The organism is Fuscibacter oryzae, assembly GCF_016765795.1.
Taxonomy (GTDB): Bacteria; Pseudomonadota; Alphaproteobacteria; order Rhodobacterales; family Rhodobacteraceae; genus Fuscibacter; species Fuscibacter oryzae.
Window position 1 is genome coordinate 554,842 of sequence record NZ_JAESVP010000001.1, and the last position, 26,097, is coordinate 580,938.

Genomic DNA, 26,097 nt, shown 5'->3' on the forward strand with positions numbered 1-26,097 from the left:
CATATTTGCGGGCAGGGCCTGTGTATGGATACCGATCTTATCCTTGTGGTTGGCATTGTTGTCTCTGCGCTGACCTTCCCTGCCCTGCTTGCCGCCTTTTCCGAAAGCCGCCCCCCAAGGGCGGCTTCGGTCATTCTGCTGGTCGGGGGCGTGCTGATCGTCTACGCCCTGACGCAAAAGCCCACAGGCTACAGCTTTGGCGAAATCCCCGATGTGTTCGTTCGGGTGTTCCGGCGCGTTCTGGGTTAACTCGGCCCTTGCCCTTTGCCCGCTGCCCCCCTATAGGGGCCACTTCGACTACCCCGCGAGGCCGGCGAATGTGGCATGCCGAGTCGCGCGCGAACACTGGAGAGTGAAATGCCCAAGATGAAGACCAAATCCGCTGCGAAAAAGCGGTTCTCCTTCACGGCCAATGGCCATGTGAAGGCTGGCGTGGCCGGCAAGCGCCACGGCATGATCAAACGCTCGACGAAATTCATCCGCGACGCATCCGGGACGATGATCCTGTGCGACAGCGACGAGAAGATCGTCAAGAAATACATGCCGTATAACCGCTAAGGAGAGCCAGAGATGTCCCGCGTCAAATCCGGCGTCGTTACCCACGCCCGCCACCGCAAGGTGATCAAGGCCGCTTCCGGCTACTACTCGGCTCGCTCGCGCAACTTCCGCACCGCGACCCAGGCTGTTGACAAGGCCCAGCAATACGCCACGCGCGACCGCAAGGTCCGCAAGCGCCAGTTCCGCGCCCTGTGGATTCAGCGTATCAACGCTGCCGTCCGCCTGTTCGATCTGGAAATGACCTATTCGCGCCTGATCGACGGTCTGAACAAGGCCGGCATCGAGGTGGACCGCAAGGTTCTGGCCGATCTGGCTGTGCATGAGCCCGAGGCATTCAACGCCATCGCTGCCCAAGCCAAGGCCGCTCTGGCCTGATCTTCGGTCAGCGCTGTTTGAAAAGCCCCGCCCCCGTGCGGGGCTTTTTCATTGCGGGGCTTTTCCCGTATCAGTCCCGGAAGGCACAGCTTTCCAGATGGTCATTCACCAACCCGCAAGCCTGCATGAAGGCATAGGTGATGGTGGGACCGCACAACTTGAACCCCTCGGCCTTCAGCGCCTTGGCAAGAATTTGCGATTCCGGCGTCTGGGCGGCGACATCCGACAGGCTGCGTGGCCGGTTGATCAGCGGGCTGCCCCCGACGTGCCGCCAGATAAAGGTTGAAAATCCCTCGCGCGCCTCGATCCGCAGAAAGGCCTGTGCGCCCAGAATCGTTCCTTCGATCTTGCCGCGGTGGCGGATGATGCCCGGATCGGCCAGCAGGCACTGCACCTCTGCCTCGCCCCAGGTGGCGATGATGGCGGGATCAAAGCCTTGAAAAGCCGCGCGAAATGTCTCGCGCCGCCGCAGAATGGTGATCCAGCTCAGCCCGGCCTGAAAGCCTTCCAGAATCAGGTTTTCCCACAGCGCGCGGCCGTCCCGCTCTGGCTTGCCCCACTCCTCATCATGATAGGCGACATAAAGCGGTTCTGTGCCACACCACGGGCAACGCAAGATTTCAGACATCGACAACTTCCTATTTCATTCAAATGTTCACTGTTTACCCCAAATTTACATTCATGGCTACAATCTGGCACAGAAGATTGGATCGGGGGTTGCCATGGCGAATGGTCCGAAAAAAACCAGGGTAGAGTCGATTGCCGGCCCGCAAAGCCCGCTGGGCGTTGCCATCTCGGCGCAGGATCAGGTGACTATGGACATGGTGCGCGAGGCCATAGTCACCAAACGCGCCCGTCTGGCATGGCAGCCGGTGGTTCTGGCGCGCGATCCGACGCGGGTGGCGTTTCACGAAGGTCTGATCCGCATTCTTGACCATCAGAATCGTGTCATCCCCGCCCGCGACTTCATCGATGCGGTCGAAGCACATGAGACGGGCCGCCAGATCGATTGCCTGGCGCTGGAGATTGGGCTCAACACACTCGCCCGCCACCCCGGCCTGCGGATTTCCATCAATATGTCGGCCCGCTCCATCGGGTATCCACGCTGGATGCGGGTGCTGAAACGCGGTCTTGCCGCCAGCCCGACGATTGGCGAGCGGTTGATTCTGGAAATTACCGAAAGTTCCGCCATGCTGGTGCCCGAACTGGTGATCAGCTTCATGGAAGAGTTGCAGCGCGAAGGCATCGCCTTTGCGATGGATGACTTTGGCTCCGGCTATACCGCAATCCGGTTCTTCAAGGACTTCTGCTTTGACATCCTGAAAATCGATGGCCAGTTCATCCGCAACATTCATGCCGATCCCGACAATGCCGCCCTTGTGGGCGCGTTGATGTCGATTGGCCGCCACTTCCATATGTTCACCGTCGCCGAGGCGGTTGAAACTGCGGCAGAGGCGAAAGTGCTGCAAGCCATGGGGGTGGAATGCCTGCAGGGCTATCTGTTCGGTGCGCCGTCGCTGAAACCGGATTTTGCCACCCAAGCCCCCTTGCGCAAGGCTGGCTAAGACGCTTTGCTGCCCCTGCGGCAATTGGCTGTGGCCCGCGCGCTTGCTTTTCGCGGGTGCAGCGCCTAGCCATGCTGCAAGGCGGCAGGAACGCCGTCGGGGAGTTTCGGGAGAGGGCGCCACATGACCAATGTTGTAATCGTTTCGGCGGCACGGACCGCCGTGGGAAGTTTCAATGGCTCTTTCGCAGCCACACCGGCGCATGAGCTGGGTGCTGCAGTGATCGAGGCCGTGGTCGCACGGGCCGGAATTGAAAAAGGCCTCGTGTCCGAGACGATTCTGGGTCAGGTGCTGACGGCCGGTCAGGGCCAGAACCCCGCCCGGCAGGCCGCGATCCGTGCCGGTCTGGCGAAAGAGGCCAGCGCCTGGTCGCTGAACCAGGTCTGCGGCTCGGGCCTGCGGGCCGTGGCGCTGGGGGCCCAGCATGTGCAACTGGGCGATGCCGATATCGTCGTTGCCGGGGGGCAGGAAAGCATGTCGCTGTCGCCCCATGTCGCGCATCTGCGCGCGGGCCAGAAGATGGGCGACATGAACTTCATCGATTCGATGATCCGCGATGGTCTGTGGGATGCCTTCAACGGCTATCACATGGGCCAGACCGCCGAGAATGTCGCCAATCAGTGGCAGATCAGCCGCGACATGCAGGATGAATTCGCCGTCGCCAGCCAGAACAAGGCCGAGGCTGCGCAAAAGGCCGGCAAGTTCAAGGATGAGGTCATCCCCTTCACCATCAAGACCCGCAAGGGAGACATCGTGGTGGATGCCGACGAATACATTCGCCACGGCGCGACCATCGAAGCAATGCAAAAGCTGAAGCCCGCCTTCGTCAAGGACGGTTCGGTCACCGCGGCCAATGCCTCGGGCCTGAACGATGGCGCGGCGGCGGTGCTGCTGATGAGCGAGGCAGAGGCCGCCAAGCGCGGGCTGACCCCGCTGGCACGCATTGCCTCTTATGCTACCGCCGGGCTTGATCCGTCGATCATGGGCGTTGGCCCGATTTTCGCCAGCCGCAAGGCGCTGGACAAGGCGGGCTGGAAGGTCGGCGATCTGGATCTGGTCGAAGCGAACGAGGCTTTTGCCGCGCAGGCCTGTGCTGTCAACAAGGACATGGGCTGGGATCCGTCGATCGTGAACGTCAACGGCGGCGCCATTGCCATCGGCCACCCGATCGGAGCCTCGGGCGCGCGCATCCTGAACACGCTGTTGTTCGAACTAAACCGCCGGGGTGCGAAAAAGGGCCTGGCAACGCTGTGCATTGGCGGCGGCATGGGTGTTGCCATGTGTATCGAACGCGCCTGAGCCGGAAAATTCCTGCTGCAAATGCGAAATGGGCGCGCAATAAAGTTGCGCGCCCTTATTTGTTTCGGTAACGGTATTTCAACAACCCTTGGAGGAGGATCTCATGGCACGGGTGGCTTTGGTAACGGGCGGTTCACGCGGAATCGGTGCGGCAATTTCCGTGGCGCTGAAGGCGGCAGGCTATAAGGTCGCCGCCAACTATGCCGGGAATGATGAGGCGGCAAAAGCATTTACTGCCGAAACCGGTATTCCGGCCTACAAGTGGTCGGTCGCCGATTATGACGCCTGCAAGGCCGGTATCGCGCAGGTTGAGGCGGATCTTGGCCCCGTAGATGTGCTGGTGAACAACGCCGGGATCACCCGCGACGCGATGTTCCACAAGATGACGCCGCAGCAGTGGAAAGAGGTGATCGACACCAATCTGACAGGCCTGTTCAACATGACCCATCCGCTGTGGTCTGGGATGCGTGACCGCAAGTTTGGCCGGGTGATCTCGATCTCGTCGATCAACGGGCAAAAGGGGCAGGCGGGCCAAGCGAACTATTCCGCCGCGAAATCGGGCGATCTGGGCTTTACCAAGGCGCTGGCGGCAGAAGGCGCGCGCGCGGGCATTACCGTGAATGCGATCTGCCCCGGCTATATTGCCACCGAAATGGTCAAGGCGATTGATGAAAAGGTGCTGAACGAACGTATCATCCCGCTGATCCCGGTGGGCCGCCTGGGCGAACCGGAAGAGATTGCGCGCTGCGTGGTGTTTCTGGCCTCGGATGACGCGGGCTTCATCACAGGCTCGACGATCAGCGCCAACGGCGGGCAGTTCGTCGTCTGATCTGGCCGACAGAGTATCGAAAGGCCCCCACCTGGGGGCCTTTCTTTTTTCCTGACCTTCGCTAGACATCCAGTCGTAAGAATTTGTGGGACATTGGATGACACGGCAACGCGCGACCACCATCGGCTTCACCGCCATCCTGATGTGGGCGCTGCTGGCGCTGCTGACAATCGGCTCCGCCCCGGTGCCCCCCTTTCTGCTGAACGCGCTGTGCTTTGGCATCGGCGGCGGGCTGGGGCTGATCTGGTTGGCGTTGGGGCCGGGCTTTGACGTGCTGCGGGGCATTTCCTGGAAGGTCTATGCCTTCGGATCGATTGCTTTGTTCGGCTATCACGCGCTGTATTTTACCGCCTTTCGCATTGCCCCCGCAGCCGAAACCGGGCTGATCGCCTATCTGTGGCCGCTGTTCATCGTGCTGTTGTCCGGCCTGTTGCCGGGTGAGCGTCTGGGTCCGCTGCATATTTTGGGTGCGCTGATCGCCTTTGCCGGCGCTGCACTGATCCTGCTGGGGCGCGGCGATACGGGGGCTTCTGTTCCGGTGGCAGGGTTGGTGCTGGCATTTTTGTGCGCCATCACCTGGGCCGCCTATTCGGTGCTGTCGCGCCGTCTGGGCCAGGTGCCGACCGAAAGCGTGATTGTCTATTGCCTTGCCACGGCGGCCCTGTCGCTGCTGGTGCATCTTGCGTTTGAGGAAACGATCTGGCCCGCATCCCGCTGGGGCTGGCTGTCGGTGATTGCGCTGGGGCTGGGGCCGGTGGGTGCTGCCTTTTTCACTTGGGATGTCGGCATGAAAAAGGGCGACATCCAGTTGCTGGGTGTCGCCTCTTATGCAGCCCCGTTGCTGTCTACACTGGCTCTTGTCGCCGGTGGACGGGCACAGGCAACCCCAATCTTGCTGCTGGCGGCAGCTCTGATTACCGGCGGGGCGGCGCTGGCCGCCCGCGCCAGCCTGCGGCCTGTCAGGCCTGCTGAAGACGGCTGATCTCTTCCTTGATGCGCAGTTTCTGCTTCTTCCACTCGGCAATCTGAATATCGTCCGACGCCGGCGCGCGCTGCGCCGCTTCGACCATATGGGACAGGTTATCGTGCTTCTTCTTCAATTCGGAGATATGGGAAGCGACAGTCATCAATCAGTCCTCCTGATGGTTACGACAGGATCAGTGCAGCACGGATATTGAGTCGTGTCACCAATTCTTCGCACCCCTGTCACATCGCGGGGCGAATGGTCGCGGTGAATTTCAGTCAAACTCGGCGGAAAGCGGCGCGGCATGGCGCAAGACCTCATTTGCGCGGGGGGTATAGCTCTCACGGTCGCCATCATGGGCGGCCCCGTTATGAATGACAAAGGGCGCAAGCAGGCGGAACGGCGCCCGCCCGCCCTTGCGCGCCCGCAGGATCACCCGGCTTGCCGCCCGCCCTTGTCGCGCCGCCAGCGGCAGCACGGTGGCAGAGCCCAACCGGCTGCCAAGCGTGCCCAGAACCTCTGGCAGACCGTCGGCACCAAAGATCATCGTCAGCCAGCCACCCGGACGCAGACGGCGGGCGGCGGCCTGCACCCAATCGGCCAGCGGGGTTTCCACCTGCATCGCCGTGGCCCGCGCCTTGCGGGGCGACGGCGTACCCCCCTTGGGGTAGTAGGGCGGATTGGCGATCACATGGTCGAAATCTACCCGCAAGGGGCGCGGCATATGGGACAGATCGCCCTCCTCCACCTGCATCGCCTGCCCGTTGGCCGTGGCGTTGCGCCGGGCAAGATCGGCGTAGCCTGCCTGTAGTTCCAGCCCGGCCAGCACGAGCCCCGGCACCCGCGCGCCAAGGCACAAGGCCGCAGCCCCTGCCCCGCAACCCAGATCAAGCACCGATTGCCCCGGTTCCGCCGGGCAGGCCGCCGCCAGCAGCACCGGATCGGTCGCCGCGCGATACCCTTGCAGCGGCTGCCACAACACAAGCCTCCCGCACAGGAAGGCATCCTGCGACAAATCGCCCCCGGCAAATGTCATCGCGCCACCTCAACCCCGTTGTCACGCAAGGCTGCGCTGGCCAGAAACCAGTCTCTATCCGCCACCATCAGGCGCCGGGGGATGAACCCAAGCCCACCTTCCAGGATGCTCGTGTGGACGTCCAGCACAAAGCTGTCTATACCCTCGCCCTGAAGCAGGGCCTGAGCGAAGGCGATGGCAGTGGGGTCGGTGGTCTGAAGCAGCAGTTTCATACCGCCAGTGTTGCGGCCCCCGCCCGGAAAAGTCGAGACCCGTGGGGAATGGTGATGAGCCTGGATATTGCCGCCAAGACACCGCATGATCAATTGGCCGAAATGCTGGCTGCGGATATGGCCGCGGTGAATGCGCTGATCCGTGACCGCATGGCCAGCGAACACGCCCCCCGCATTCCCGAAGTGACCGCCCATCTGATCGAGGCGGGCGGCAAACGCCTGCGCCCGATGCTGACGCTGGCCGCAGCGCGGCTGTGCGGTTACGCCGGGCCTTACCATGTTCATCTGGCGGCAACGGTTGAATTCATCCACACCGCAACGCTGCTGCATGATGATGTGGTGGACGAAAGCACCCAGCGGCGCGGGCGGCCGACGGCCAACCTGCTGTGGGACAACAAATCCTCGGTTCTGGTGGGCGACTATCTGTTCGCCCGCAGCTTTCAGTTGATGACTGAAACCGGCAACATGCGCGTGCTGGACATTCTGGCCAATGCATCGGCCACGATTGCCGAGGGCGAGGTGCTGCAACTGACCGCAGCCCAGGATCTGGCGACGGATGAGGGGATTTACCTTCAGGTGGTGCGCGGCAAGACCGCCGCGCTGTTTTCGGCGGCAACCGAAGTGGGCGGCGTGATTGCTGGCGCGGAAGAGGCGCAGGTGCGGGCGCTGTTCGACTATGGCGATGCGTTGGGCATTGCGTTCCAGATCGCCGATGACCTTCTGGATTACGGTGGCACCAGCGCCGTGATCGGCAAGAACACCGGCGATGATTTCCGCGAGCGCAAGCTGACGCTGCCGGTGATCAAGGCGGTGGCCCGCGCCAATGCCGCAGAGCGTGCCTTCTGGACCCGGGTCATCGAAAAGGGCCAGCAGGGCGACGGCGATCTGGAGCAGGCGATTGCCCTGATGCAGCGCCATGGCGCGATGGAAGATGCGCGCAGCGATGCGCTGATGTGGTCGGCCAAGGCGTGCGCCGCGCTGGAGCGGTTGCCCAATCACCCGTTACGCGATGTGCTGGCCGAGTTGGCCGATTTCGTTGTGTCGCGCATCCGCTAGGGCTGCGGGCGGTCTAACTCGCCATCGCAGCGGCCTGCACCCACCAGCCGGGTTGCGCGCGGCGCAGGGCTTGTGCCGCCCCCTCGGCCTGCGCTGCCCCGGAAAACAACCCGAAGCAGGTAGCGCCCGATCCTGACATTCGCGCCAACAGGCAGCCCGCTTGCGCCCCCAGCGCCGCCGTGACCTGTCCGACCTGCGGCACCAACGTCAGGGCAGCGGGTTCCAGATCATTGCGCTGCTGGCGCAGGAACGCCGCCAGGTCCTGCGCCGTTGACCAATACGGCAGCGCATCGGGCAAGCCCGGATTGTCACGCCGCGCCAAGGCACGAAACACCGCCGGAGTGGACAGCGAAACACCGGGATTGACCAGCACCAGCCAAGCGGCGGGCAGGCCACGAACCGGATCAACCTGCTCGCCCACCCCGCGCATCCGCGCAGGCACCCCGGCCAGACAGACCGGCACATCTGCCCCCAGCGTCAGCACCGCCGCCGCGTCTGGCAAGGCCACGCCCCACAGCCGCGACAGCGCCCCCAGCACCGCCGCCGCATCCGCCGACCCACCCCCGACGCCAGAGGCGACGGGCAGATGCTTGTCCAGTGTGATCGCCGCCCCCAACGACAGGCCAAAGACCCGCGCCGCCCGCAGGCACAGGTTGTCCGGACCGTCTCCCAGCCCAGCGCCTTGCGGGCCGGTCACCGTCAGAGAAAGATCAGCGGCCGGGGTGACGGTGATCCGGTCGCCGGTTCCGGCAAAAACCACCAGCGAATCCAGCAGATGATAGCCATCTGCACGCTGCCCCATGACATGCAGGCACAGGTTCACCTTGGCGCGGGCAAGCGCCATTTCAGCCGCCATTCGTCGCCGCTTCTTGCTTGACCGGATGGGCCGTCTCATCCGCCATCACCGCATCAAGGCCAATGTCCAGCTTTTGGCGAATGCGCTTGGCGTCGGCCTCGGTCGGCTTGAACGACAGGGCACGGTGCCATTGGAATTCCGCTTCGCGCTGGCGCCCGGCCTTCCAGTAGACATCGCCCAGATGGTCGGTAACCACGGGATCCACAGGTTCCAGCAGCGAGGCTTTTTCCATCGGCTCTACCGCATCGGCATAACGGCCAAGACGGAAATAGGCCCAAGCCAGACTGTCGATGATCATGCCCGACTCCGGCTCTGCCTTGACGGCGCGTTTGATCATGTCCAGCGCCTCATCCAGATTCTGGCCGCGATCGACATAGCTGTAGCCCAGATAGTTCAGCACCTGCGGCTGATCCGGGTTCAGCTTCAGCGCCTGCCGCATATCGGCCTCGGTCGCGGGGAAATCGCCGGACCGTTCGGCACAGATGCCCCGGCTGAAATAGATCGCCCAGTGGTTCGGCTGCGGGTCGGGCACCAGCGCAAGGGCGGCGTCATAGGCGGCACGCGCCTCGGTAAAACGCTCCTCGCGGCGCAGAATGTCACCCAGACCGACCTGCACCACCAACAGATCGGGGTGGCTGCGGGCGAGTGTCTGCATGATCTCGACCGCCGCGTCCTTGCGGCCAGATGCATAGGCAGCATCGGCGCGGCCCATTTCGGCAATGTGGAAAATCGGACTGTCGGCAGGCACCTTGGCATAGGCCTCGGTCGCCAGGTCGTGCTGGCCCAACTGCTCCAGCAGGCCCGCCGTCATCAGCACGGCATCGGCATTGTCGGGCCGCAGGTCGGTGGCGATCCGGCTGTAAAGCAGGGTATAGGCATCCTCTGCCTGCCCGTTCAGCGCGGTGGCAAGGGTGTAGAACGCCTCGGCCAGACCATCCTTGGCGTTGCGCGCCATGTCAAAAGGCAATGGCTCGCCCGCCGTCAGGCGGCGGCGCAGATCATCGGCCAAAGGGTCCGGCCCGGTGCCAAAGGCCTGATCCAGCAGTTTCAGCGCATCGGCGTTCCGCTCCATCTGGCTCAGGATCTGCAAATGCGCCACCACGCCACGCCGCGTCATCGAGATCGGCCCGGCGGCCTTGCCCGACAGGATGTTGTCGGCGCTTTGGTAGTCACCAGCCGAGGCAAGGGCCAGCGCCTTGTGATACAGGGCAAAATTGGCAAGCTGGCGGGTTTTGGCCAAGGTATCAAAGGCATCCAGCGCCTCGGACATGCGGCCTTGGCCCAGTTCGGACCACGCCGTCACCAGCCCAACCAGCAGCGTGCCTGCCCCCGGATCGGATTTGACGGTGGCCAAAACGGCACCGAAATCACCCTTGCGGGCACCGGCATCAATCTGGGTCAGAAAGCTGACAAGGCCGGGCTTGTCCGAGGTAGTCATTGCAGCGGCCAGCCGCGACGCCTCGTCCATCCGGCCAAGCGACAGGTTCGACAGGGCCGCCCCTTCCAGCAACAGGGGGTTCGTCGGATCGGCCAGCAGCGATTGGCCATACCAATCCGCCGCCCCGGCAAAATCATGCTGGGCCAGCGCCGCCTGCGCCGCAAGATAGGCTCCGGGGTTGCCGTCATCCGCCCATGCCGGATGGCCCAGCACCCACAGGGCCAAGGCAGAAGTGGCAAGGGCAGCTTTGACGGAACGCAAGACCATGAACACAATCTCCAAAGACTGGGGCAAAGCTAGAACGCGCAGGCCGCCAAAGCAATGCGGGCCGGGGAGATGTGCCCCCCGGCCCGCCGATTCTCGCGCAGATGTGTGGCGTTACATATTGGGATAGTTCGGCCCGTCACCGCCCATCGGCGTGGTCCAGACGATGTTCTGCGACGGATCCTTGATGTCGCAGGTCTTGCAGTGAACGCAGTTCTGGAAATTGATCTGGAAGCGCGGGTCTTTGCCCTCTTCCGCGATCACCTCATACACGCCCGCCGGGCAATAGCGCTGCGCCGGTTCGGCAAACTCCGGCAGGTTCACCTTGATCGGAACGCTGGCGTCTTTCAGCCGCAGGTGCGCGGGCTGGCTTTCTTCATGGTTGGTAAAACTGAACGCCACGTTGGTCAGCCGGTCGAACGACAGCACGCCATCGGGGCGCGGATAGTCGATCGGCTTGTGCTTGGCGGCCTTTTCGGTTGCCGCAGCATCGGTCTTGCCATGCTTCAGCGTGCCCAGAACGGTCAGGCCAAAGGTATTGGCCCACATATCCGCCCCGCCCGCCAACAGCGAGGCGATCAGGCCATAACGCGACCACAACGGTTTGACGTTGCGCACCTTTTTCAGATCTTTGCCAATCGCGCCGCCGCGCACATCAGCCTCATAATCATTCAGTTCATCGCCCGAACGGCCCGCCCCGATCGCGGCATAGGCGGCCTCGGCGGCAGCCTTGCCCGACAGCATGGCGTTGTGGTTGCCCTTGATGCGCGGCACGTTCACCAGACCTGCGGTGCAGCCCAAGAGCGCCACGCCCGGCGCCACCATTTTCGGGATCGACTGCCAGCCGCCTTCGCTGATCGCCCGCGCGCCATAAGCCACACGCTTGCCGCCTTTCAGCAGCTCGGCCACCATCGGGTGATGCTTGAACCGCTGGAATTCCATATAGGGGTAGAGGTAGGGGTTCTTGTAGTTCAGGTGAACCACGAAACCGACGTAAACCTGATTGTTCTCAAGGTGATAGATAAAGCTGCCGCCGCCGGCATTGCTGCCAAGGGGCCAACCCATCGTATGCGTCACAGTGCCTTCGCGGTGCTTCTTGGGATCAATCTCCCAGATTTCCTTCATGCCGATGCCGAATTTCTGCGGGCAATGTCCTTTGGACAGGTCGTATTTGGCGATGACTTCTTTGGCCAAGCTGCCGCGCACGCCTTCCGACAGGAAAACGTATTTGCCGCGCAGTTCCATCCCCGGCTCATAGTTCGGGCCGGGCGTGCCATCGGCAGCAAGGCCCATCTCACCGGCCACAACGCCGACCACCTGGCCTTTGTCGCCATAAACCAGTTGCGAACAGGACATGCCGGGGAAAATCTCGACCCCCAGCCCTTCGGCCACCTGCGCCATCCAGCGGCAGACATTCGCCATCGAGACGATGTAATTGCCATGGTTGTTCATCAGGGGCGGCATGGGGAAATTCGGGATTCGCATCTGACCGGCCGGGCCGAGGATGTAGAAATTATCCTCTTTCACCTCGGTCTTGATCGGCGCACCCATGCTGCGCCAGTCGGGCAGCAGCGCATCAAGGCCCGAAGGGTCCAGCACCGCACCAGAAAGGATGTGGGCGCCGACCTCGGAGCCCTTTTCCATCACCACGACCGACAGGTTCGGGTCCAACTGCTTCAGCCGGATCGCCGCAGACAGGCCCGACGGCCCCGCGCCAACGATCACGACATCATATTCCATCGCCTCGCGCTGGATATCCTGTGGCATGGCTGTTCCCCTCGTCCCGGTTCTGGCTCGCGTCTGCGTGATTGCCTTAAGGCAGGCCACAGGTCAACCACGACGCAACATCATATTTCGGCATCGCAGCATGAGGGAAACTTTCTTACCCGGTCGCGACAGACCATCGCCGAAACCCGGCATACCCTCTTGCAATCCATCCCTCCATCGGGTCAGGTGAAGCGAACGAGGTTCCAAGGTCATGGCCCGCAAGGCTGTGACCTTATCATTTGCGTGAATAAGGCCATGGAAAAAATTCCGATGACACGCGCGGGTTTCAACGCGCATGACGAAGAACTGAAGATTCTCAAGACGGTGGAGCGCCCCTCCGTGATCCGCGCCATTGCCGAGGCGCGCGAGCATGGTGACCTGTCGGAAAACGCGGAATATCATTCAGCGCGCGAAAAGCAGAGCTTCATCGAGGGCCGCATCAAAGAGCTGGAGGGCGTCTTGTCGCTGGCCGAGGTGATCGATCCGTCCAAGCTGTCGGGCGCGATCAAGTTCGGCGCGACAGTGACCCTTGTTGATGAAGACAACGAAGAGGAAAAAACCTATCAGATCGTGGGTGAGACCGAGGCGGATATTGAGGCGGGCAAGCTGAACATCCGCTCGCCGCTGGCCCGCGCGCTGATTGGCAAGGACGAAGGCGACAGCGTTGAGGTCCGCACCCCCGGCGGCCAGCGCAGCTATGAAGTTGTCACGATTCGCTACCTCTGACCACAGCGGGAACGGTGCATGACCCTGCCCGAAGACCAACGGCCCGACCCAAAGCTGCGCGATCTGACGCAAGCGCCAATGACCGAGATTTTCGCGGCATTGCTCAGTTTTGTCTGGATGGGGGCGGTGGGGGCTTATGCGCTGACCGCGCCGGGCGAATCCGCGCCGGGGCTGGCGCTGTCACTGCTGGTGGTGTTTTTGCCGCTGGTGCTGATCTGGACCGCCGTGGTCACTTTGCGGTCACTACGCACCCTGCGGGCCGAGGCGCGCAGGCTGCATGCCACGGTCGAGGCGCTGCGCCGCGACTATGCCGCCAATCAGGCCGGACCGAAGCCCTCTGTCGAGAAAAAGCTGACCGAGATCGAGCGCGCGACCCGCAGCACCGAAACCGCGATGGCAAGCTTTACCTCGCGCCGTGACAGCAGCCTGTCGGTGCCCTCGGCCGACCGCAAGGCGGCGATGGCGGCCCCCCGCCCCGAACCGCAGGCCGAGCAGCCTGCACTGGCGCTTGGCACTCCGGCAGAAGATCTGCGCCCGCCACTGTCGGTGCCCGATTTCATCCGCGCGCTGCAATTTCCCGAAAGCCCCGATGACAAAGAGGGCTTTCGTGCCCTGCGTCTGGCGCTGGAGGACCGTACCGCCGCCAAGCTGATCCGCGCGGCACAGGATGTGCTGACCCTGCTGGCGCAGGACGGCATCTTCATGGATGATCTGAAGCCCGACCGTGCTCGCCCCGAATTCTGGCGCAAGTTTGCTGCCGGAGAGCGCGGGCGCTCCATCGCCGCCCTTGGCGGGGTGCGCGACCGATCCTCTCTGGCGCTGACCGCCGGGCGTATGCGCGAAGACCCGGTGTTCCGCGATGCGGCCCACCATTTCCTGCGCACCTTCGACCGCGCCTTTCAGGAATTTGAACATAACGCCAGCGATGCCGATCTGGCCGATCTGTCCGACACCCGCACCGCTCGCGCCTTCATGCTGTTCGGGCGGGTCACGGGGACGTTCGACTAGACGCTGCTCTTTTGGCTGATGCCGGGGGGTTCACTCCCCCGCGACCATGGTTTCTTGAACCAATGGCGCAACCATGGTCGCACCCGTGGGATATTGCTACCAATGTGAAAGCAGAAGAGGGGCTGTGCGGGCTTTACGCTTCTCGGAGAACCTCGAGGAACGCTGCGCCGAAGCGGTCGATTTTCTGTTCGCCCATGCCGATGATCTGCGCCAGTTCGGACAGGGACGAAGGGCGCTGCTCGGCGATATGGCGCAAGGTTGTGTTGGTGCAGGACATCGGTTTGCCGGTGCCATCCTGTCCGCGTTGCAGGCGCAGTTGCACCTGCGACAACTGATCAAACAGGGTGCCCGCAGGCCGCCCCGCCAGTTTCATCCGCACAGGGTGCAGGGGCACCGCAGGCGCGCCGGTGATCACGGCCAGAAATTCTGCCCCGAAACTTTCCAGCTTTTTCGCGCCGATGCCCGTGATGCCCATCATGGCATCCAGCGTCTGAGGTCGCTGTTCGGCCAGTTCGATCAGGGTGCGGTCGGCAAAGATGACATAGGCAGGCACGCCCGCCGCCTCTGCCAGCGCGCGGCGCTTGGCCTTAAGGGCCGAGAGCAGCGGTGCATCCTCTTCCGCGACCTGCGATTTCACCGCCACCATCGGGCGGGCGCGGTCGATGGTATCTTGGCGCAGGGTGATGCTGGCCTCGCCTTTGAGCAGCGGAATCGCATTGTCGGTCATCCGCAGCGCGCCGTGTCGTTCGGCATCGGGGCGCAAGAGATCGCGGCCCATCATCTGGCGGAACACCGCGCCCCAGGCGGGCTTGGACAAATCCTTGCCCACACCAAAGGTGGGCAAGCCATCATGGCCGCGTTCCCGCACTTTGGGCGTGGCGGTGCCAGTCAGTACATCGATCAGATGGCCCGCGCCGAACCATTCGCCGGTGCGCAACACCGCCGACAGCGCCTTGCGCACCACCTCGGTTGCGTCAAACACCTTGGCCGGGCGGTCGCACAGGTCGCAATTGCCGCAAGGCTCGGCCAGCACCTCGCCAAAATAGCCCAGCAGCAGGCGGCGGCGGCAATCCACCGCCTCTGCCAGACCCAAAAGGGCGTTCAGGCGACCATGATCAGCCTCTTTCCGCTCTGCCGGGGCCAGCGATTCGTCGATCTGAGAGCGGCGCAGCCGGATATCATCGGGGCCATAAAGGGTCAGCGTTTCCGCCGCCGCCCCGTCGCGGCCACCGCGGCCGATTTCCTGATAATAGCCCTCGATCGACTTTGGCAGATCCGCATGGGCGACCCAGCGGATATCGGGCTTGTCGATGCCCATGCCGAAGGCCACCGTCGCCACCACGATCAGGCCGTCTTCCTGCTGAAACCGGATTTCCACACGGCGACGCTCATCCGCCTCCATCCCGCCGTGATAGTGGCAGGCGGGGTGGCCCGCCTCGCGCAGCGCCTGGGCAAGGGTTTCAGTCTTGGCGCGGGTGGCGGCATAGACGATGCCCGATTGGCCCCGCCGTGCATCGGCAAAGCGCAGGATCTGGTCGCGGGGGCTGTCCTTGACGGCAAAGGCCAGATGGATGTTCGGCCGGTCGAACCCGCGCAGAAAGGTTTCGGGCGGCTGGCCATCGAACAGACGGGCGACAATCTCGTCCCGCGTCTCAGCATCGGCCGTGGCGGTAAAAGCGGCCAGTGGCACGCCCAGGGCGCGGCGCAGCTCGCCGATGCGCAGATAATCGGGGCGGAAATCATGGCCCCATTGGCTGACGCAATGCGCTTCGTCCACTGCGATCAGCGACACACCGACGCGGCGCAGCATCGGCAGGGTCGCAGATTGGGCCAGCCGTTCGGGCGCGATGTAAAGCAGCTTCAGCCGCCCCTCCTCCAGCGCCTGAAACACGGCCTCGGTCTCTTCCTCGGTGTTGCCCGAAGTCAGCGCCCCCGCCTCGACCCCCGCCGCACGTAAACTGCGGACCTGATCGCGCATCAGCGCAATCAGCGGCGAGATCACCACCGTCACCCCCGTCCGGCACAGCGCGGGCAGTTGAAAGCACAGCGACTTGCCGCCGCCCGTCGGCATGATGGCCAGAGTGTTGCGCCCGGCACAAACCGCATCAACAATTTCCATTTGACCAGGCCGGAACGAGGCAAAGCCGAACACGCGCGCCAAAAGCACCTGCGGATCATCGGTCAAAGGGGAATCGAATGTCATTTAGACTGGTTTGCCCCGCTGCGGGTTAAGGCCGTTTCAAAGTCAGCCAAGGGCATACATGTTGTTCACTATGGCCTGCCGCAGCGCGAAAATGCCGATCAGCAACACCAGCGGCGCAAAGTCAATGCCGCTGATCACGGGAACCACTCGGCGGATCTGGGCATAGATCGGCTCCAGAATGCCTTTCAGCCCATACCAGATTTGCGAAACGATGGGCTGGCGCAGGTTCAGCACCTGAAAGTTCACCAGCCAGGACATGATCACATTGGCCAGCACGATCCATTTCGCAATATCGACGATCAGCAACAGCACCTGAAAGATGGTGGTCATATTCGGCTCCGGCCACAAGGGATTGTGGATTTCTAGGGCGATACCCCCAAAAGGGCAAGGCTTGCCGCAGCGTTTCGCTTGACGCCCGCGCAGGCGCGCGGCACCGATGGCCCGGAACAGGAGCGTACCGATGTATCCCTATCTTCGCATGTGGCAGGAGCTGTGGAAGTTCCGCAAAGCCCCCCGTCTTGGCCCGTTTGAGCCGCATGTCTCTACCGTCCGCATCTGGCCCTGGGATCTGGACCCGTGGCGCGAGCTGAACAACGGCCGCACCCTGACGCTTTATGATCTTGGCCGCCTGCCGATGCTGAAGCGGATCGGCTATGACCGGCTGGTCAAGGAAAAGCGCTGGGGGGCGACGGTCGCGGGCAACACCACCCGCTATCGCCGCCGGGTTACGCTGTTTCAAAAGCTGACCATGGTCAGCCGGGTGATCGGCTGGGATGCCCGGTTCATCTATATTGAACAAAGCATGTGGCGTGGCGGCGATTGTACCTCGTCCATCCTGATCCGTACCGCCGTCATCTCAAAAGGTGGGATGGTTCCGGCAACCGAGGCGATGGCGGCCCTCGGCGTGGCCGAGGCCAGCCCCCCTCTGCCCGATTGGGTTCAGGCCTGGATCACCGGTGATGCGGTGCGCGCCTGGCCGCCCGAAACGCCCGGGGTCACACCATAGCTTGCCATTTGCCAAGGCATCGGGCTTGATCGCCTGAAACAAGGGGGCAGGAATGGCAACGCAGCGACAGCGCATCTGGGGCTGGTGGTTTTTCGACTGGGCCAGCCAGCCCTATAACACCCTTCTTCTGACCTTTGTCTTTGCCCCCTATTTTGCCGAGGTCGCCCGTGGCTATTACATGGGCACCGGGTTGGAGGAAGAAGCGGCCAAGGCGGCGGCGCAATCCTACTGGAGCTTCTGGTATGCCTGTTTCTCGGTGATCATCGCGCTGATGGCGCCGGTTCTGGGCGCGGTGGCGCAGGGCACCGGGCGGCGGCTGGTCTGGGTCTGGCTGTTCTCGGTGCTGTATGTCGGGGGGGCGGCCAGCCTGTGGTGGATGATGCCGGGGGGAGAGTTGAATACCCTGCGCTGGGGTGCCATCATGTTCGGCATCGGCCTGATCGGCATGGAATTTGCCACGATCTTCACCAATGCCCTGATGCCCACGCTGGCCGAGGGCGATGATATCGGAAAGGTTTCGGGCAGCGGTTTTGCCTTTGGTTATCTGGGCGGGTTGATCGCGCTGACACTAATGCTGGGGTTCTTTATCTCAAAGGGCGATACAGGCCTTTCTTATTTTGGGTTGCCCCCTCTTCTGGGCGATGATCCGGAAACGCGTGAAGGCACTCGCGCGGTTGGCCCATTCACCGCGATTTGGTTTATCGTTTCCATGGTCCCTTTCTGGCTATGGGTAAAAGAGCCACCGGGCGGAGCGGGCGCGCTGCATGTGGGTCGCGCACTATCCAGTCTTTGGGAGCTGATTAAGGGGCTGCGGTTCCGGAAAAGCCTCTCTGCCTACCTGGGTTCTTCACTGGCCTATAGCGATGCGCTGACAGGAATATACGCCTTTGGCGGCATCTATGCCTCGAACGTTATGGGCTGGGAGATTGGTCAGATCGGCGTATTCGGCATTCTTGGCGGGGTGACGGCGATGATCGCAAGCTGGTGGGGCGGCAAGCTTGACAGCCGCTTTGGGCCGAAACCCGTCATCGTCGGGTCGATCATTGTGCTGATCCTGGTCTGCGCCGTGATCGTCGGGATGGAGCGCGACAGCCTGTGGGGCATACCGATGGATTCGGCGTCGAACCTGCCGGACATCATCTTTTACATCTGCGGCGCACTGATTGGCGCTGCGGGCGGGCCGTTGCAGGCCGCCAGTCGCACCATGGTGCTGCGCCACACCACGCCAGACCGCGCGACCGAGGCGTTTGGCTTGTTCGCCCTGTCGGGCAAGGTCACCAGCTTTATCGCACCCGCGCTGATCAGCATTGCCACCACCATCACCGGCAGTGCGCGGCTGGGAATTTCGCCCATCATCCTGTTGTTCCTTGTGGGGCTTGTGCTGCTGGTCTGGGTCAATCCACGGGGGGAACAGGCATGATCCGCAAGCTGCTGCTTCTTGCCCTTCTGGCCACCCCCCTGCCGGCAGAGGCCGAGAAACTGGCCAACAAGCTGTTCGGCGCTGTCGATGGGCCCAGCCAGCAAGACCCTATGCCCGTTGGCAGCTATGCCAAGGGCTGTGCGGCGGGGCTGATGGAACTGCCGGAAACCGGGCCGACCTGGCAAGCGATGCGCCTGTCGCGGCACCGCAACTTTGGCCAACCTGCGATGATCGGTTTTCTGCAAGACCTGTCGGTGATGGCGACGCAGGTTGGCTGGCCGGGCATCTATGTGGGCGACATCAGCCAGCCGCGCGGCGGCCCGATGACATCGGGGCACGCCAGCCACCAGATCGGGCTGGATGCGGACATCTGGTGGCTGCGGCCCCGGTCCCTGTCGCTGTCGCGCGACCAGCGGGAAAGCATCTCGTCCATCCCCGTCCGCTCGGCCGACCAGAAATCGGTGACCGAGGCCTGGACACCGGATCGCGCGGCACTGTTGCAGATGGCCGCCTCTGACCCGCGGGTGGACCGGATTTTCGTGGCTGCCGCCGTCAAAATCCAGATGTGCCAGTCTGCCAGCAAGGCCGACAAGAAATGGTTGCAGAAAATCCGTCCCATCGGCGGGCATGACACCCATTTCCATGTGCGCCTGAAATGCCCCAAGGGCGCGCGCCTGTGCGACACGCAAAAGCCCACCGTGGCCGATCTGTCAAACGGTGGCGATGGCTGCGACGATACGCTGATGTGGTGGGTGTCGGATGACTATCTGCACCCCAAACCGTCGAAGAAAAAGCCCGAGGATGAGGACACGCCCAAAAAGAAGGGCCCGCGCCAATACACCATGGCCGACCTGCCCAAGCAGTGCATGGATGTGCTGACATCGCGCTAGGCGATTGACGACCATCACCGTTTGGGGCTAAGGCCACGCGTCCCCGACTTGGGGCCAAGTCTCCGCGACCTTGTAAAAAACGGATCAAATCATGCGCGCACTTCTTCCCGCCGTTCTGGCGATGGCCGTCATTGTGGTGGCCTCCAACATCCTTGTGCAGTTTCCGGTCGGCCAATGGCTGACCTGGGGAGCCTTCACATATCCCGTGGCCTTTCTGGTCACCGACCTGACCAACCGCTTTTACGGGGCAGCCGCCGCGCGGCGTGTGGTCTATGCCGGTTTCGTCACCGGCCTGCTGTGTTCGATGATCGGCACGCAGATCATGGGCGAGTTTGGCCCCATCGTCACCCTTCGCGTCGCAGTGGCCTCTGGTACGGCCTTCCTGATCGGGCAGTTGCTGGACATTGCAGTCTTTTCCCGCCTGCGCCGCGCGCCATGGTGGCAGGCACCATTCTTTGCCTCTTTTTTAGGCTCTGCCATTGATACCGCGATTTTCTTCCCGCTGGCCTTTGCCACCGCTTTTGTCTGGATCGAACCGGCGAATGACGTGTCCTGGGCCGCAGGATCAGTGTCGCTTTTGGGCTTTGGGGCAGCGGTTCCCCTTTGGGCATCGCTGGCTGTGGCCGACTTTTGCGTCAAGGTTCTGGTCGATGGCGTGGCACTTTTGCCCTTCAGACTGGCAGTTGCACGACGCACGGCACGGGTAGCGTAAAAACTTTTGACAAACACAAAATCTGTGTCAGGCTCACCTCATCGGCAACTTTTCGAAAGGAGGTGATCCAGTGTCTAGAGTGACGTTGGAGAGACGTGTCGGGACAGTCATCAGGGGGATTTTTAGGGCAAACCCTTGAAATCACACTATGATTGGGCTTGAACCTAACTGGCCCATCTCCTTGGATCTCGGAAGGGGTCGCCACCAACGGCGGCCCTTTCTCTTTGGTGCGATATGCTGCGAATTACAGATACCCTGAGCATCGCCGACTGGGAAATCAGCGAAAATTTTGTGCGGTCTTCCGGCCCCGGCGGGCAGAACGTCAACAAGGTGTCAACTGCCGTCGAACTGCGGTTCGAGGCAGAGCGGTCGCCCCATCTGCCTGCCCCGGTCAAGGCACGGCTCAAGCGGATCGCCGGTCGGAAATGGACATTGGAAGGTGCACTGGTGATTCAGGTCGAAGACACCCGCAGCCAGGCGCGCAACCGCGAAATCGCGCGTGAACGGTTGGTCGAGATGATCCGCGCCGCCCTTGTCACCCCGAAACGCCGCATCGCAACCAAGCCCACGCTGGGCAGCCAACGCCGCCGTATTGCCGCCAAACAGGCGCGCGGCGATGTGAAATCCCTGCGCGGGAAAGTGGACGACGACGAATGACTGACACCCTTGCTCAACAAGCCGCCACGCACTGGGGGGCCGAGGTGGTCCGCCTGCTCAGCCACCGCGAAAACGCGGTTTACGAGATTCGCCTGCCCGGCGGTGCCCGCGCCGCCCTGCGCCTGCACCGCCCCGGCTATCAGGATTTTGCGGCGATCCGGTCAGAGCTGTGGTGGTGTGCCGCGCTGGCGGGCGAAGGCGTCGCGGTGCCCGCCGCCCTGCCGCACCAAGGCGGTGACCTTTTGGCCGAATTGCCCGGCGGCCGGGCGGCCTCGGTCATCGAATGGGTTGCGGGCATCCCTCTTGGCGCGGGTGGCACGCTACTGCCCTATCCGCCCGCCCAGACCCTGCGACTGCACCACGCTTTTGGCGCGCTGGTTGCCCAGTTCCACGCCGCGACCGACCGGCTTACCCTGCCTGCCGATTTCACCCGCCCCCGCTGGGACATTGCGGGCCTTGTGGGCGAGGCCCCCCTGTGGGGCCGGTTCTGGGACCACCCGGAGGCGACGCCCACCCAAACCGCCCGACTGGCCGAGGCGCGCGACTTTCTGCATGACCGCATGGCCGCGCATCTTGCGGCGGGCGCCAAAATCGCCCCGATCCACGCCGACCTGCTGCGCGAGAATATCTTTGTAGATGGCGACCGCCTGTCGCTGATCGACTTTGATGACAGCGGCTGGGGGTTCCGCCTGTTCGATCTGGGCACGGCGCTGGCGCAGAACCTGGACGAACCCGCCTATGCCGACATTCGCGATGCGCTGATGCAGGGCTATGGCACCGCTGACCGCGCGATGGTGGAAACCTTCACGCTGATGCGGTGCTGCGCCTCGGTCGGCTGGGCGATGACGCGGCTGGGGCCGGGCGATCCGGTCCACCCCCGCCATCTGGCCCGCGCGCTGGATTGCGCGGCCCGCGTGATCGGCTGATCAGACGCGCACCTCGGTTGCCACCTGATCCCCCACGCCGAACACCCGTTTATAACGCGCAACCTCCTCGGCCGGGCCCATCGCCTTGCTGGGGTTGTCCGACAGTTTGACGGTGGGGTGACCGTCCGCCGACACCGCCTTGCACACCAGACTAAAGGGTGCCAGCGCATCATCCGGCACCAGCCCGCGGAAATCATTGGTCAACAAAGTGCCCCAGCCGAACGAAGCCTTCACCCGCCCGTTGAACTGGGCATAAAGGCTTTCGATCTGTTCCACATCCAGCCCGTCGGAAAAGATCACCAGCTTTGTCATCGGGTCTTCGCCGCGTTCCTGCCACCAGCGGATCGCCAGCTCACAGGCCCCTGCCGGATCGCCCGAGTCAATGCGGATGCCGGTCCAGCTTGCCAGCCAGTCGGGCGCGTTTTTCAGGAAACCCGCTGTGCCATAGGTATCGGGCAAGATGATGCGCAGATTGCCATCATGCTCTTCATGCCAGTCGGCCAGCACCTGATAGGGGGCGCGCGCAAGTTCTTCGTCACTCTTGGCCAGTGCCGAATAAACCATGGGCAGTTCATGGGCATTGGTGCCGATCGCCTCGATATCGCGTTTCTGCGCGATGCGGCAGTTCGAGGTGCCGATGAATTTGGACCCCAGCCCTTCTTGCATCGCCTGCACGCACCAGTCTTGCCACAGGAAGGAATGGCGGCGGCGGGTGCCGAAATCGGCAATCTTCAGGTCGGGCAGCGCGCGCAGGCGCTCAATCTTTTCCCAGATCCGGGTCATGGCGCGGGCATAAAGCACCTGAAGTTCAAACTTGCGCATGTCTTTCAACACCGCCCGGCTGCGCAATTCCATCAGCACGGCCAGCGCGGGAATTTCCCACAACATCACCTCTGGCCAACTGCCTTCAAAGGTCAGCTCATACTGGCCGTCGCGCTTTTCCAGATGGTAGGGCGGCAGGCGCAGCTTTTCGAACCATTCCATGAAATCGGGGCGGAACATCTGGCGCTTGCCGTAAAAGGTGTTGCCGCGCAGCCAGGTGCTTTCGCCACGGCTCAGCGACAGGCCGCGCACATGATCCAGTTGCTCGCGCAGTTCACCCTCGTCGATCAAATCGGCCAGCCGTACGTTTTTGGAACGATTGATCAGGCTGAACGTCACCCGTGTGTCGGGCTTGTTGCGAAAGATCGACTGGCACATCAGCAACTTGTAAAAGTCATCATCGATCAGAGACCGGACAATCGGGTCGATCTTCCAGTTGTGATTGTGGACCCGCGTCGCGATATCGACCATGCCCTGCCCCCCTGTTCAGCCGTCTTTATGCCATGCGCCGGGGCGGGCTCACAACCCGCCTGCCCGGCAATGCGGGCGATCAGCGCATAAAGATCGGCCCGCGACAAGGGCTTGGTCAGCACGCCGTCAATTCCGGCAGCACGGCGGGCGGCTTCGTCCTCGGGCGCGGCAAAGGCGGTCAGGGCGTGAATCGGGCAAGGGGCCAGCCCATGGGCCGCCTCATGAGCACGAATGGCGCGGCTGGCAGACAGCCCATCCATCTCTGGCATCGAGACATCCATCAACACCAGATCGGGCGGCTGATCCAGATAGCGCTCTACCGCGATACGGCCGTTTTCCGCCTGCGTCAGGCGGGCCACCGCGGGTTCCAGCAGCTTGCGCGCGATCAGCATGTTGGTGCGGTTATCTTCGGCCACCAGCACATGCAGCGACGTGCGCGGCACAACCACACCCTGCCGCGACGGGGCGGCAACCGCCGCCGCCGCTCGCGCCAGCCGCACCGTCAGCGTGAAGACCGACCCTTCACCGATGACAGAGGCCACCTCGATATTACCGCCCATTTGTTCCGCCAGCAGGCGAGAAATCGTCAACCCCAGCCCGGTGCCGCCGAACTGTCTGCTGATCGTGGCATCCGCCTGGGTAAAGCTGTCGAACACCTGTCCGATGCGGTCAGGGGCAATGCCAATGCCGGTATCGGCCACGGCGATGCGAATTTCGTCATGCCCAGCCAGCTGGGTCACGCCCAGACTGACCGCCACCTGCCCTTCGGCGGTGAATTTCACCGCATTGCCCATCAGGTTCAGCAATATCTGCCGCAACCGCCCGGCATCGCCCAGATAGCGCGGCAAGCCATCAAGGCAGTCGGCGGTCAGCGCGATGCCCTTCTTCTCTGCCGTAGGGCGCAACAGATCAACTGCCCTGACCACGCTTTCCGTCAGCGAAAACGGCTCCAGCCGCAGCTCTGCCTTGCCTGCCTGCAACTTGGACAGGTCAAGCACATCGTTCAGAATGGTCAAAAGCGCGCGGCCAGATTCGACGATGGTGGCGGTATACTGGCGTTGCTGGGGGTCAAGCTGTGTATCCTCCAGCAACTCCCCCATTCCGATCAGGCCGCCCAAGGGAGTGCGGATCTCATGGCTCATCGTGGCAAGAAATGCCGCCTTGGCCTGCGCCGCCGCCTCGGCGGCGATGCGCGCGGCAGACAGTTCGGCAGCATGGGCCTTGGCTTGCGTCACATCACGCTCAATGGCGATGTAAACATCTGGCCGCCCATCAGGTTTCAGGACAGGCGTCATCGACACCTCCATCCAGATATCCCGGCCATCCTTGGTGCGATTGGCGATCTCTACCAGGCAGGGGCGACAATCCTGCTGCGCGCCAGCCAGAATCTGGAGGGATTCGTCCGAGGTCAGCGGGCTGTTCAGAACATCGCTGGGCATCCTTCCAACAGCCTCGGCTGCGGAATAGCCGGTCACGCGGCTGAACGCCTCATTCACCCATTCGATGCGCCCATCTGGCGTGGTGAAAATGATGCTGTCATTGGCCTTGCGCGCCACCAGCGCCAGCCGTTCCGACAGACGCGCCGCCTGATCCAGCGCGCTGCGCGAGGCTTCAAGCGCGCCCTGCTCCTCTAACAGCGCGGCTTCAAACCGCAACCTCTGTTGTCGGCCATGCTCCATCGCCTGAATGAACAGCGCCGCGACATAGGCCAGAATCGTGATCGAGAGAACAACGAACCAGTCGCTGGCCTGCCCATGCAACAGGCCGGGCGCGATGCTGCCCGTCATCACCAGCCCGGTCAGCGTGTAAACCACCAACCGCATCAGGCTGCCTTCGGCGAAATGGTGGCGCACAAGGCCCGCGTTGATTGCTGCGCTCATCAGAAAGACGGCAGCGAACAGGCGCGCCTCGGAATAGGGCACCTTGGCCCAGCACAAAAGGATGCAGGCCGAAATGGTGATGGCCTGCACTGCCCCGCTGGCCGCCGCCGCCCGCCGCAAGCGGGCCGTTATGCTGACCTGTCGCAGCGTGGTGGCCAGAACAAGACAATCGACCGCCTCGCCCAGAACCGCCGTGAACGCGGCGACGAAACCGATCCAGGGGGCGCCAAAAATACCGATGGTCAGCGCCCCGAACACCGTCATGGTCTGGCGCATCGCAAAACCGCGCACCCGCGCGCGGGCATAGCGGCGAAACCGCCCCTCAGCACTGTTGCGGGCCGCAAAATCCGCCAATGCGGTGCGCTGCCCGATGGCAGGTCCGGCATCAGGTGTGGTGGCCATCCCCGTGGTCATCCGCGCAAAATCCCCTTTTCGGGGCAGATTGCGCGGGAAAGGTTAAGGCCGGGTGCAGGGCGCTAGCCCCAGATCACCCCGGCAGAAATCGTGTTGGCCCGCGCCTCGGCCAGACTGCCGTTCATGTCAATCGCGCGGCAGGCCACCTCGAGAATGGTCACGGCAAAGCCAAGCCGGGCTGCATCCAGCGCCGAATAGGCCACGCAGTAATCGGTCGCCAGACCGACCAGCGTGACCGTGCTGATCCCGCGGGCGCGCAGATACCCCTCCAACCCGGTCGGCGTGGTGCGGTCATTTTCGAAAAAGGCGGAATAGCTGTCGATCTCGGGGCGAAAGCCCTTGCGAATGACAAGTTGCGCCGGATCGGTGCGCAAACCTGGGTGAAAGGCCGCGCCGCTGGTACCTTGCACGCAATGCACCGGCCACAGAACCTGCGGGCCATAGGGCATTTCGGTCAGGCTGAAGGGGGCAGCGCCGGGGTGATTGGCGGCAAAAGACGCATGGTCGGCGGTGTGCCAGTCTTGCGTCAGCACCACGGTTTCAAACTCTTCCATAAGATCGTTGATCTGGGCGATGATCTCATCGCCCCCCGCCACGGCCAAGGCACCGCCGGGGCAGAAATCATTCTGCACATCAATCACGATAAGGGCTTCGGTCGGTGCGCGCATGGAAACCTCCGGTTCAGGGCGGGCAAAGGGTGGCGCGCAATGGTCGCATGGTCAACCGCCGGGCTTGCCCGCAGC

The 26,097-nt window shown here is 63.0% G+C and carries 28 protein-coding genes; 16 read left to right on the forward strand and 12 right to left on the reverse strand.

Annotated features, from left to right (window positions below):
- Window positions 1–24: 24 nt before the first annotated feature.
- The 3 genes from JI744_RS02705 (at window position 25) to rplT (ending at window position 933) form a co-directional block, all read left to right on the forward strand.
- Window positions 25–249: a hypothetical protein gene (locus JI744_RS02705; RefSeq protein ID WP_202658066.1), complete on the forward strand. Its 225-nt coding sequence runs from the start codon at window positions 25–27 to the stop codon at window positions 247–249.
- A gap of 108 nt (window positions 250–357) precedes the next feature.
- Window positions 358–558, forward strand: coding sequence for a 50S ribosomal protein L35 (gene rpmI, locus JI744_RS02710; protein ID WP_202658068.1), 201 nt, complete (start codon window positions 358–360; stop codon window positions 556–558).
- A gap of 12 nt (window positions 559–570) precedes the next feature.
- Entirely contained in the window at window positions 571–933 is a 363-nt protein-coding gene (gene rplT / locus JI744_RS02715) for a 50S ribosomal protein L20 (RefSeq protein WP_202658070.1), read from the forward strand.
- 70 nt (window positions 934–1,003) lie between these two features.
- Here rplT and JI744_RS02720 read toward each other — a convergent pair whose 3' ends face one another.
- On the reverse strand, window positions 1,004–1,561 hold the full coding sequence (locus JI744_RS02720) for a DNA-3-methyladenine glycosylase I (protein ID WP_202658072.1): 558 nt from the start codon (window positions 1,559–1,561) through the stop codon (window positions 1,004–1,006).
- A gap of 94 nt (window positions 1,562–1,655) precedes the next feature.
- On the opposite strand from JI744_RS02720, the gene JI744_RS02725 reads away from it, so the two are divergent.
- From JI744_RS02725 to yddG, 4 genes are all read left to right on the forward strand, one after another.
- Window positions 1,656–2,498: an EAL domain-containing protein gene (locus JI744_RS02725; RefSeq protein WP_202658074.1), complete on the forward strand. Its 843-nt coding sequence runs from the start codon at window positions 1,656–1,658 to the stop codon at window positions 2,496–2,498.
- 123 nt (window positions 2,499–2,621) lie between these two features.
- Window positions 2,622–3,797: an acetyl-CoA C-acetyltransferase gene (locus JI744_RS02730; protein ID WP_202658076.1), complete on the forward strand. Its 1,176-nt coding sequence runs from the start codon at window positions 2,622–2,624 to the stop codon at window positions 3,795–3,797.
- A gap of 103 nt (window positions 3,798–3,900) precedes the next feature.
- Window positions 3,901–4,626: an acetoacetyl-CoA reductase gene (phbB, locus tag JI744_RS02735; RefSeq protein WP_202658078.1), complete on the forward strand. Its 726-nt coding sequence runs from the start codon at window positions 3,901–3,903 to the stop codon at window positions 4,624–4,626.
- Between the two features lie 97 nt (window positions 4,627–4,723).
- Window positions 4,724–5,608 carry an aromatic amino acid exporter YddG gene (gene yddG / locus JI744_RS02740; RefSeq protein WP_202658080.1) on the forward strand — a complete coding sequence of 295 codons (885 nt, stop codon included), beginning with the start codon at window positions 4,724–4,726 and terminating at the stop codon, window positions 5,606–5,608.
- On the opposite strand, the gene JI744_RS02745 is transcribed toward yddG, so the two are convergent.
- From JI744_RS02745 to JI744_RS02755, 3 genes are all read right to left on the reverse strand, one after another.
- Entirely contained in the window at window positions 5,586–5,753 is a 168-nt protein-coding gene (locus JI744_RS02745) for a YdcH family protein (RefSeq protein WP_202658246.1), read from the reverse strand. The genes yddG and JI744_RS02745 overlap by 23 nt on opposite strands.
- A 111-nt stretch (window positions 5,754–5,864) precedes the next feature.
- Window positions 5,865–6,626: a tRNA1(Val) (adenine(37)-N6)-methyltransferase gene (locus JI744_RS02750; RefSeq protein WP_202658082.1), complete on the reverse strand. Its 762-nt coding sequence runs from the start codon at window positions 6,624–6,626 to the stop codon at window positions 5,865–5,867.
- Window positions 6,623–6,838, reverse strand: a complete 216-nt coding sequence (locus JI744_RS02755; protein ID WP_202658084.1) for a putative signal transducing protein — start codon at window positions 6,836–6,838, stop codon at window positions 6,623–6,625. Before JI744_RS02755 ends, JI744_RS02750 begins: the two co-directional genes overlap by 4 nt.
- 54 nt (window positions 6,839–6,892) lie before the next feature.
- Here JI744_RS02755 and JI744_RS02760 point away from each other — a divergent pair, with 54 nt between their 5' ends.
- The gene (locus JI744_RS02760) at window positions 6,893–7,894 is read left to right on the forward strand and encodes a polyprenyl synthetase family protein (protein ID WP_202658086.1); all 1,002 of its coding nucleotides are present in this window, start codon (window positions 6,893–6,895) and stop codon (window positions 7,892–7,894) included.
- Window positions 7,895–7,907: 13 nt separating this feature from the next.
- On the opposite strand, the gene JI744_RS02765 is transcribed toward JI744_RS02760, so the two are convergent.
- From JI744_RS02765 to JI744_RS02775, 3 genes are all read right to left on the reverse strand, one after another.
- A complete protein-coding gene (locus tag JI744_RS02765; RefSeq protein ID WP_202658088.1) occupies window positions 7,908–8,750 on the reverse strand; it encodes a 4-(cytidine 5'-diphospho)-2-C-methyl-D-erythritol kinase in 843 nt (280 codons plus the stop codon).
- Entirely contained in the window at window positions 8,740–10,455 is a 1,716-nt protein-coding gene (locus tag JI744_RS02770; protein WP_236019201.1) for a tetratricopeptide repeat protein, read from the reverse strand. Before JI744_RS02770 ends, JI744_RS02765 begins: the two co-directional genes overlap by 11 nt.
- 111 nt (window positions 10,456–10,566) lie before the next feature.
- Window positions 10,567–12,219, reverse strand: a complete 1,653-nt coding sequence (locus tag JI744_RS02775) for an electron transfer flavoprotein-ubiquinone oxidoreductase (RefSeq protein ID WP_236019202.1) — start codon at window positions 12,217–12,219, stop codon at window positions 10,567–10,569.
- 255 nt (window positions 12,220–12,474) lie between these two features.
- Between JI744_RS02775 and greA the strand changes: the two genes are divergently transcribed.
- Together greA and JI744_RS02785 are read left to right on the forward strand one after the other, a co-directional pair.
- On the forward strand, window positions 12,475–12,945 hold the full coding sequence (greA, locus tag JI744_RS02780; RefSeq protein WP_202658090.1) for a transcription elongation factor GreA: 471 nt from the start codon (window positions 12,475–12,477) through the stop codon (window positions 12,943–12,945).
- 18 nt (window positions 12,946–12,963) lie between these two features.
- Entirely contained in the window at window positions 12,964–13,953 is a 990-nt protein-coding gene (locus JI744_RS02785; protein WP_202658091.1) for a hypothetical protein, read from the forward strand.
- A 133-nt stretch (window positions 13,954–14,086) separates the two neighbouring features.
- Here JI744_RS02785 and recQ read toward each other — a convergent pair whose 3' ends face one another.
- Together recQ and JI744_RS02795 are read right to left on the reverse strand one after the other, a co-directional pair.
- A complete protein-coding gene (gene recQ, locus JI744_RS02790; RefSeq protein ID WP_202658093.1) occupies window positions 14,087–16,156 on the reverse strand; it encodes a DNA helicase RecQ in 2,070 nt (689 codons plus the stop codon).
- A gap of 42 nt (window positions 16,157–16,198) precedes the next feature.
- On the reverse strand, window positions 16,199–16,486 hold the full coding sequence (locus tag JI744_RS02795; protein ID WP_202658095.1) for a YggT family protein: 288 nt from the start codon (window positions 16,484–16,486) through the stop codon (window positions 16,199–16,201).
- Window positions 16,487–16,616: 130 nt separating this feature from the next.
- On the opposite strand from JI744_RS02795, the gene JI744_RS02800 reads away from it, so the two are divergent.
- The 6 genes from JI744_RS02800 (at window position 16,617) to JI744_RS02825 (ending at window position 21,767) form a co-directional block, all read left to right on the forward strand.
- A complete protein-coding gene (locus JI744_RS02800; protein ID WP_202658097.1) occupies window positions 16,617–17,162 on the forward strand; it encodes an acyl-CoA thioesterase in 546 nt (181 codons plus the stop codon).
- 52 nt (window positions 17,163–17,214) lie between these two features.
- Window positions 17,215–18,582 (forward strand): MFS transporter, encoded by a 1,368-nt coding sequence (locus tag JI744_RS02805; protein ID WP_202658099.1) that lies wholly within the window; start codon window positions 17,215–17,217, stop codon window positions 18,580–18,582.
- On the forward strand, window positions 18,579–19,472 hold the full coding sequence (gene mepA, locus JI744_RS02810) for a penicillin-insensitive murein endopeptidase (RefSeq protein WP_202658111.1): 894 nt from the start codon (window positions 18,579–18,581) through the stop codon (window positions 19,470–19,472). The genes JI744_RS02805 and mepA overlap by 4 nt, the downstream gene beginning before the upstream one ends.
- 88 nt (window positions 19,473–19,560) lie before the next feature.
- Entirely contained in the window at window positions 19,561–20,184 is a 624-nt protein-coding gene (locus JI744_RS02815; protein ID WP_202658249.1) for a queuosine precursor transporter, read from the forward strand.
- 234 nt (window positions 20,185–20,418) lie between these two features.
- Window positions 20,419–20,841: an alternative ribosome rescue aminoacyl-tRNA hydrolase ArfB gene (gene arfB / locus JI744_RS02820; protein ID WP_202658114.1), complete on the forward strand. Its 423-nt coding sequence runs from the start codon at window positions 20,419–20,421 to the stop codon at window positions 20,839–20,841.
- Window positions 20,838–21,767: a phosphotransferase enzyme family protein gene (locus JI744_RS02825; RefSeq protein WP_202658126.1), complete on the forward strand. Its 930-nt coding sequence runs from the start codon at window positions 20,838–20,840 to the stop codon at window positions 21,765–21,767. The genes arfB and JI744_RS02825 overlap by 4 nt, the downstream gene beginning before the upstream one ends.
- Here the strand turns inward: JI744_RS02825 and pncB are convergent, their stop codons facing one another.
- From pncB to pncA, 3 genes are all read right to left on the reverse strand, one after another.
- Window positions 21,768–23,060: a nicotinate phosphoribosyltransferase gene (pncB, locus tag JI744_RS02830; protein ID WP_202658128.1), complete on the reverse strand. Its 1,293-nt coding sequence runs from the start codon at window positions 23,058–23,060 to the stop codon at window positions 21,768–21,770.
- Complete coding sequence (locus JI744_RS02835; protein ID WP_202658130.1) at window positions 22,994–25,354, reverse strand: hybrid sensor histidine kinase/response regulator; 2,361 nt, start codon at window positions 25,352–25,354, stop codon at window positions 22,994–22,996. The genes pncB and JI744_RS02835 overlap by 67 nt, the downstream gene beginning before the upstream one ends.
- Before the next feature lie 62 nt (window positions 25,355–25,416).
- Window positions 25,417–26,022 (reverse strand): bifunctional nicotinamidase/pyrazinamidase, encoded by a 606-nt coding sequence (pncA, locus tag JI744_RS02840; RefSeq protein ID WP_202658132.1) that lies wholly within the window; start codon window positions 26,020–26,022, stop codon window positions 25,417–25,419.
- Window positions 26,023–26,097 lie beyond the last annotated feature (75 nt).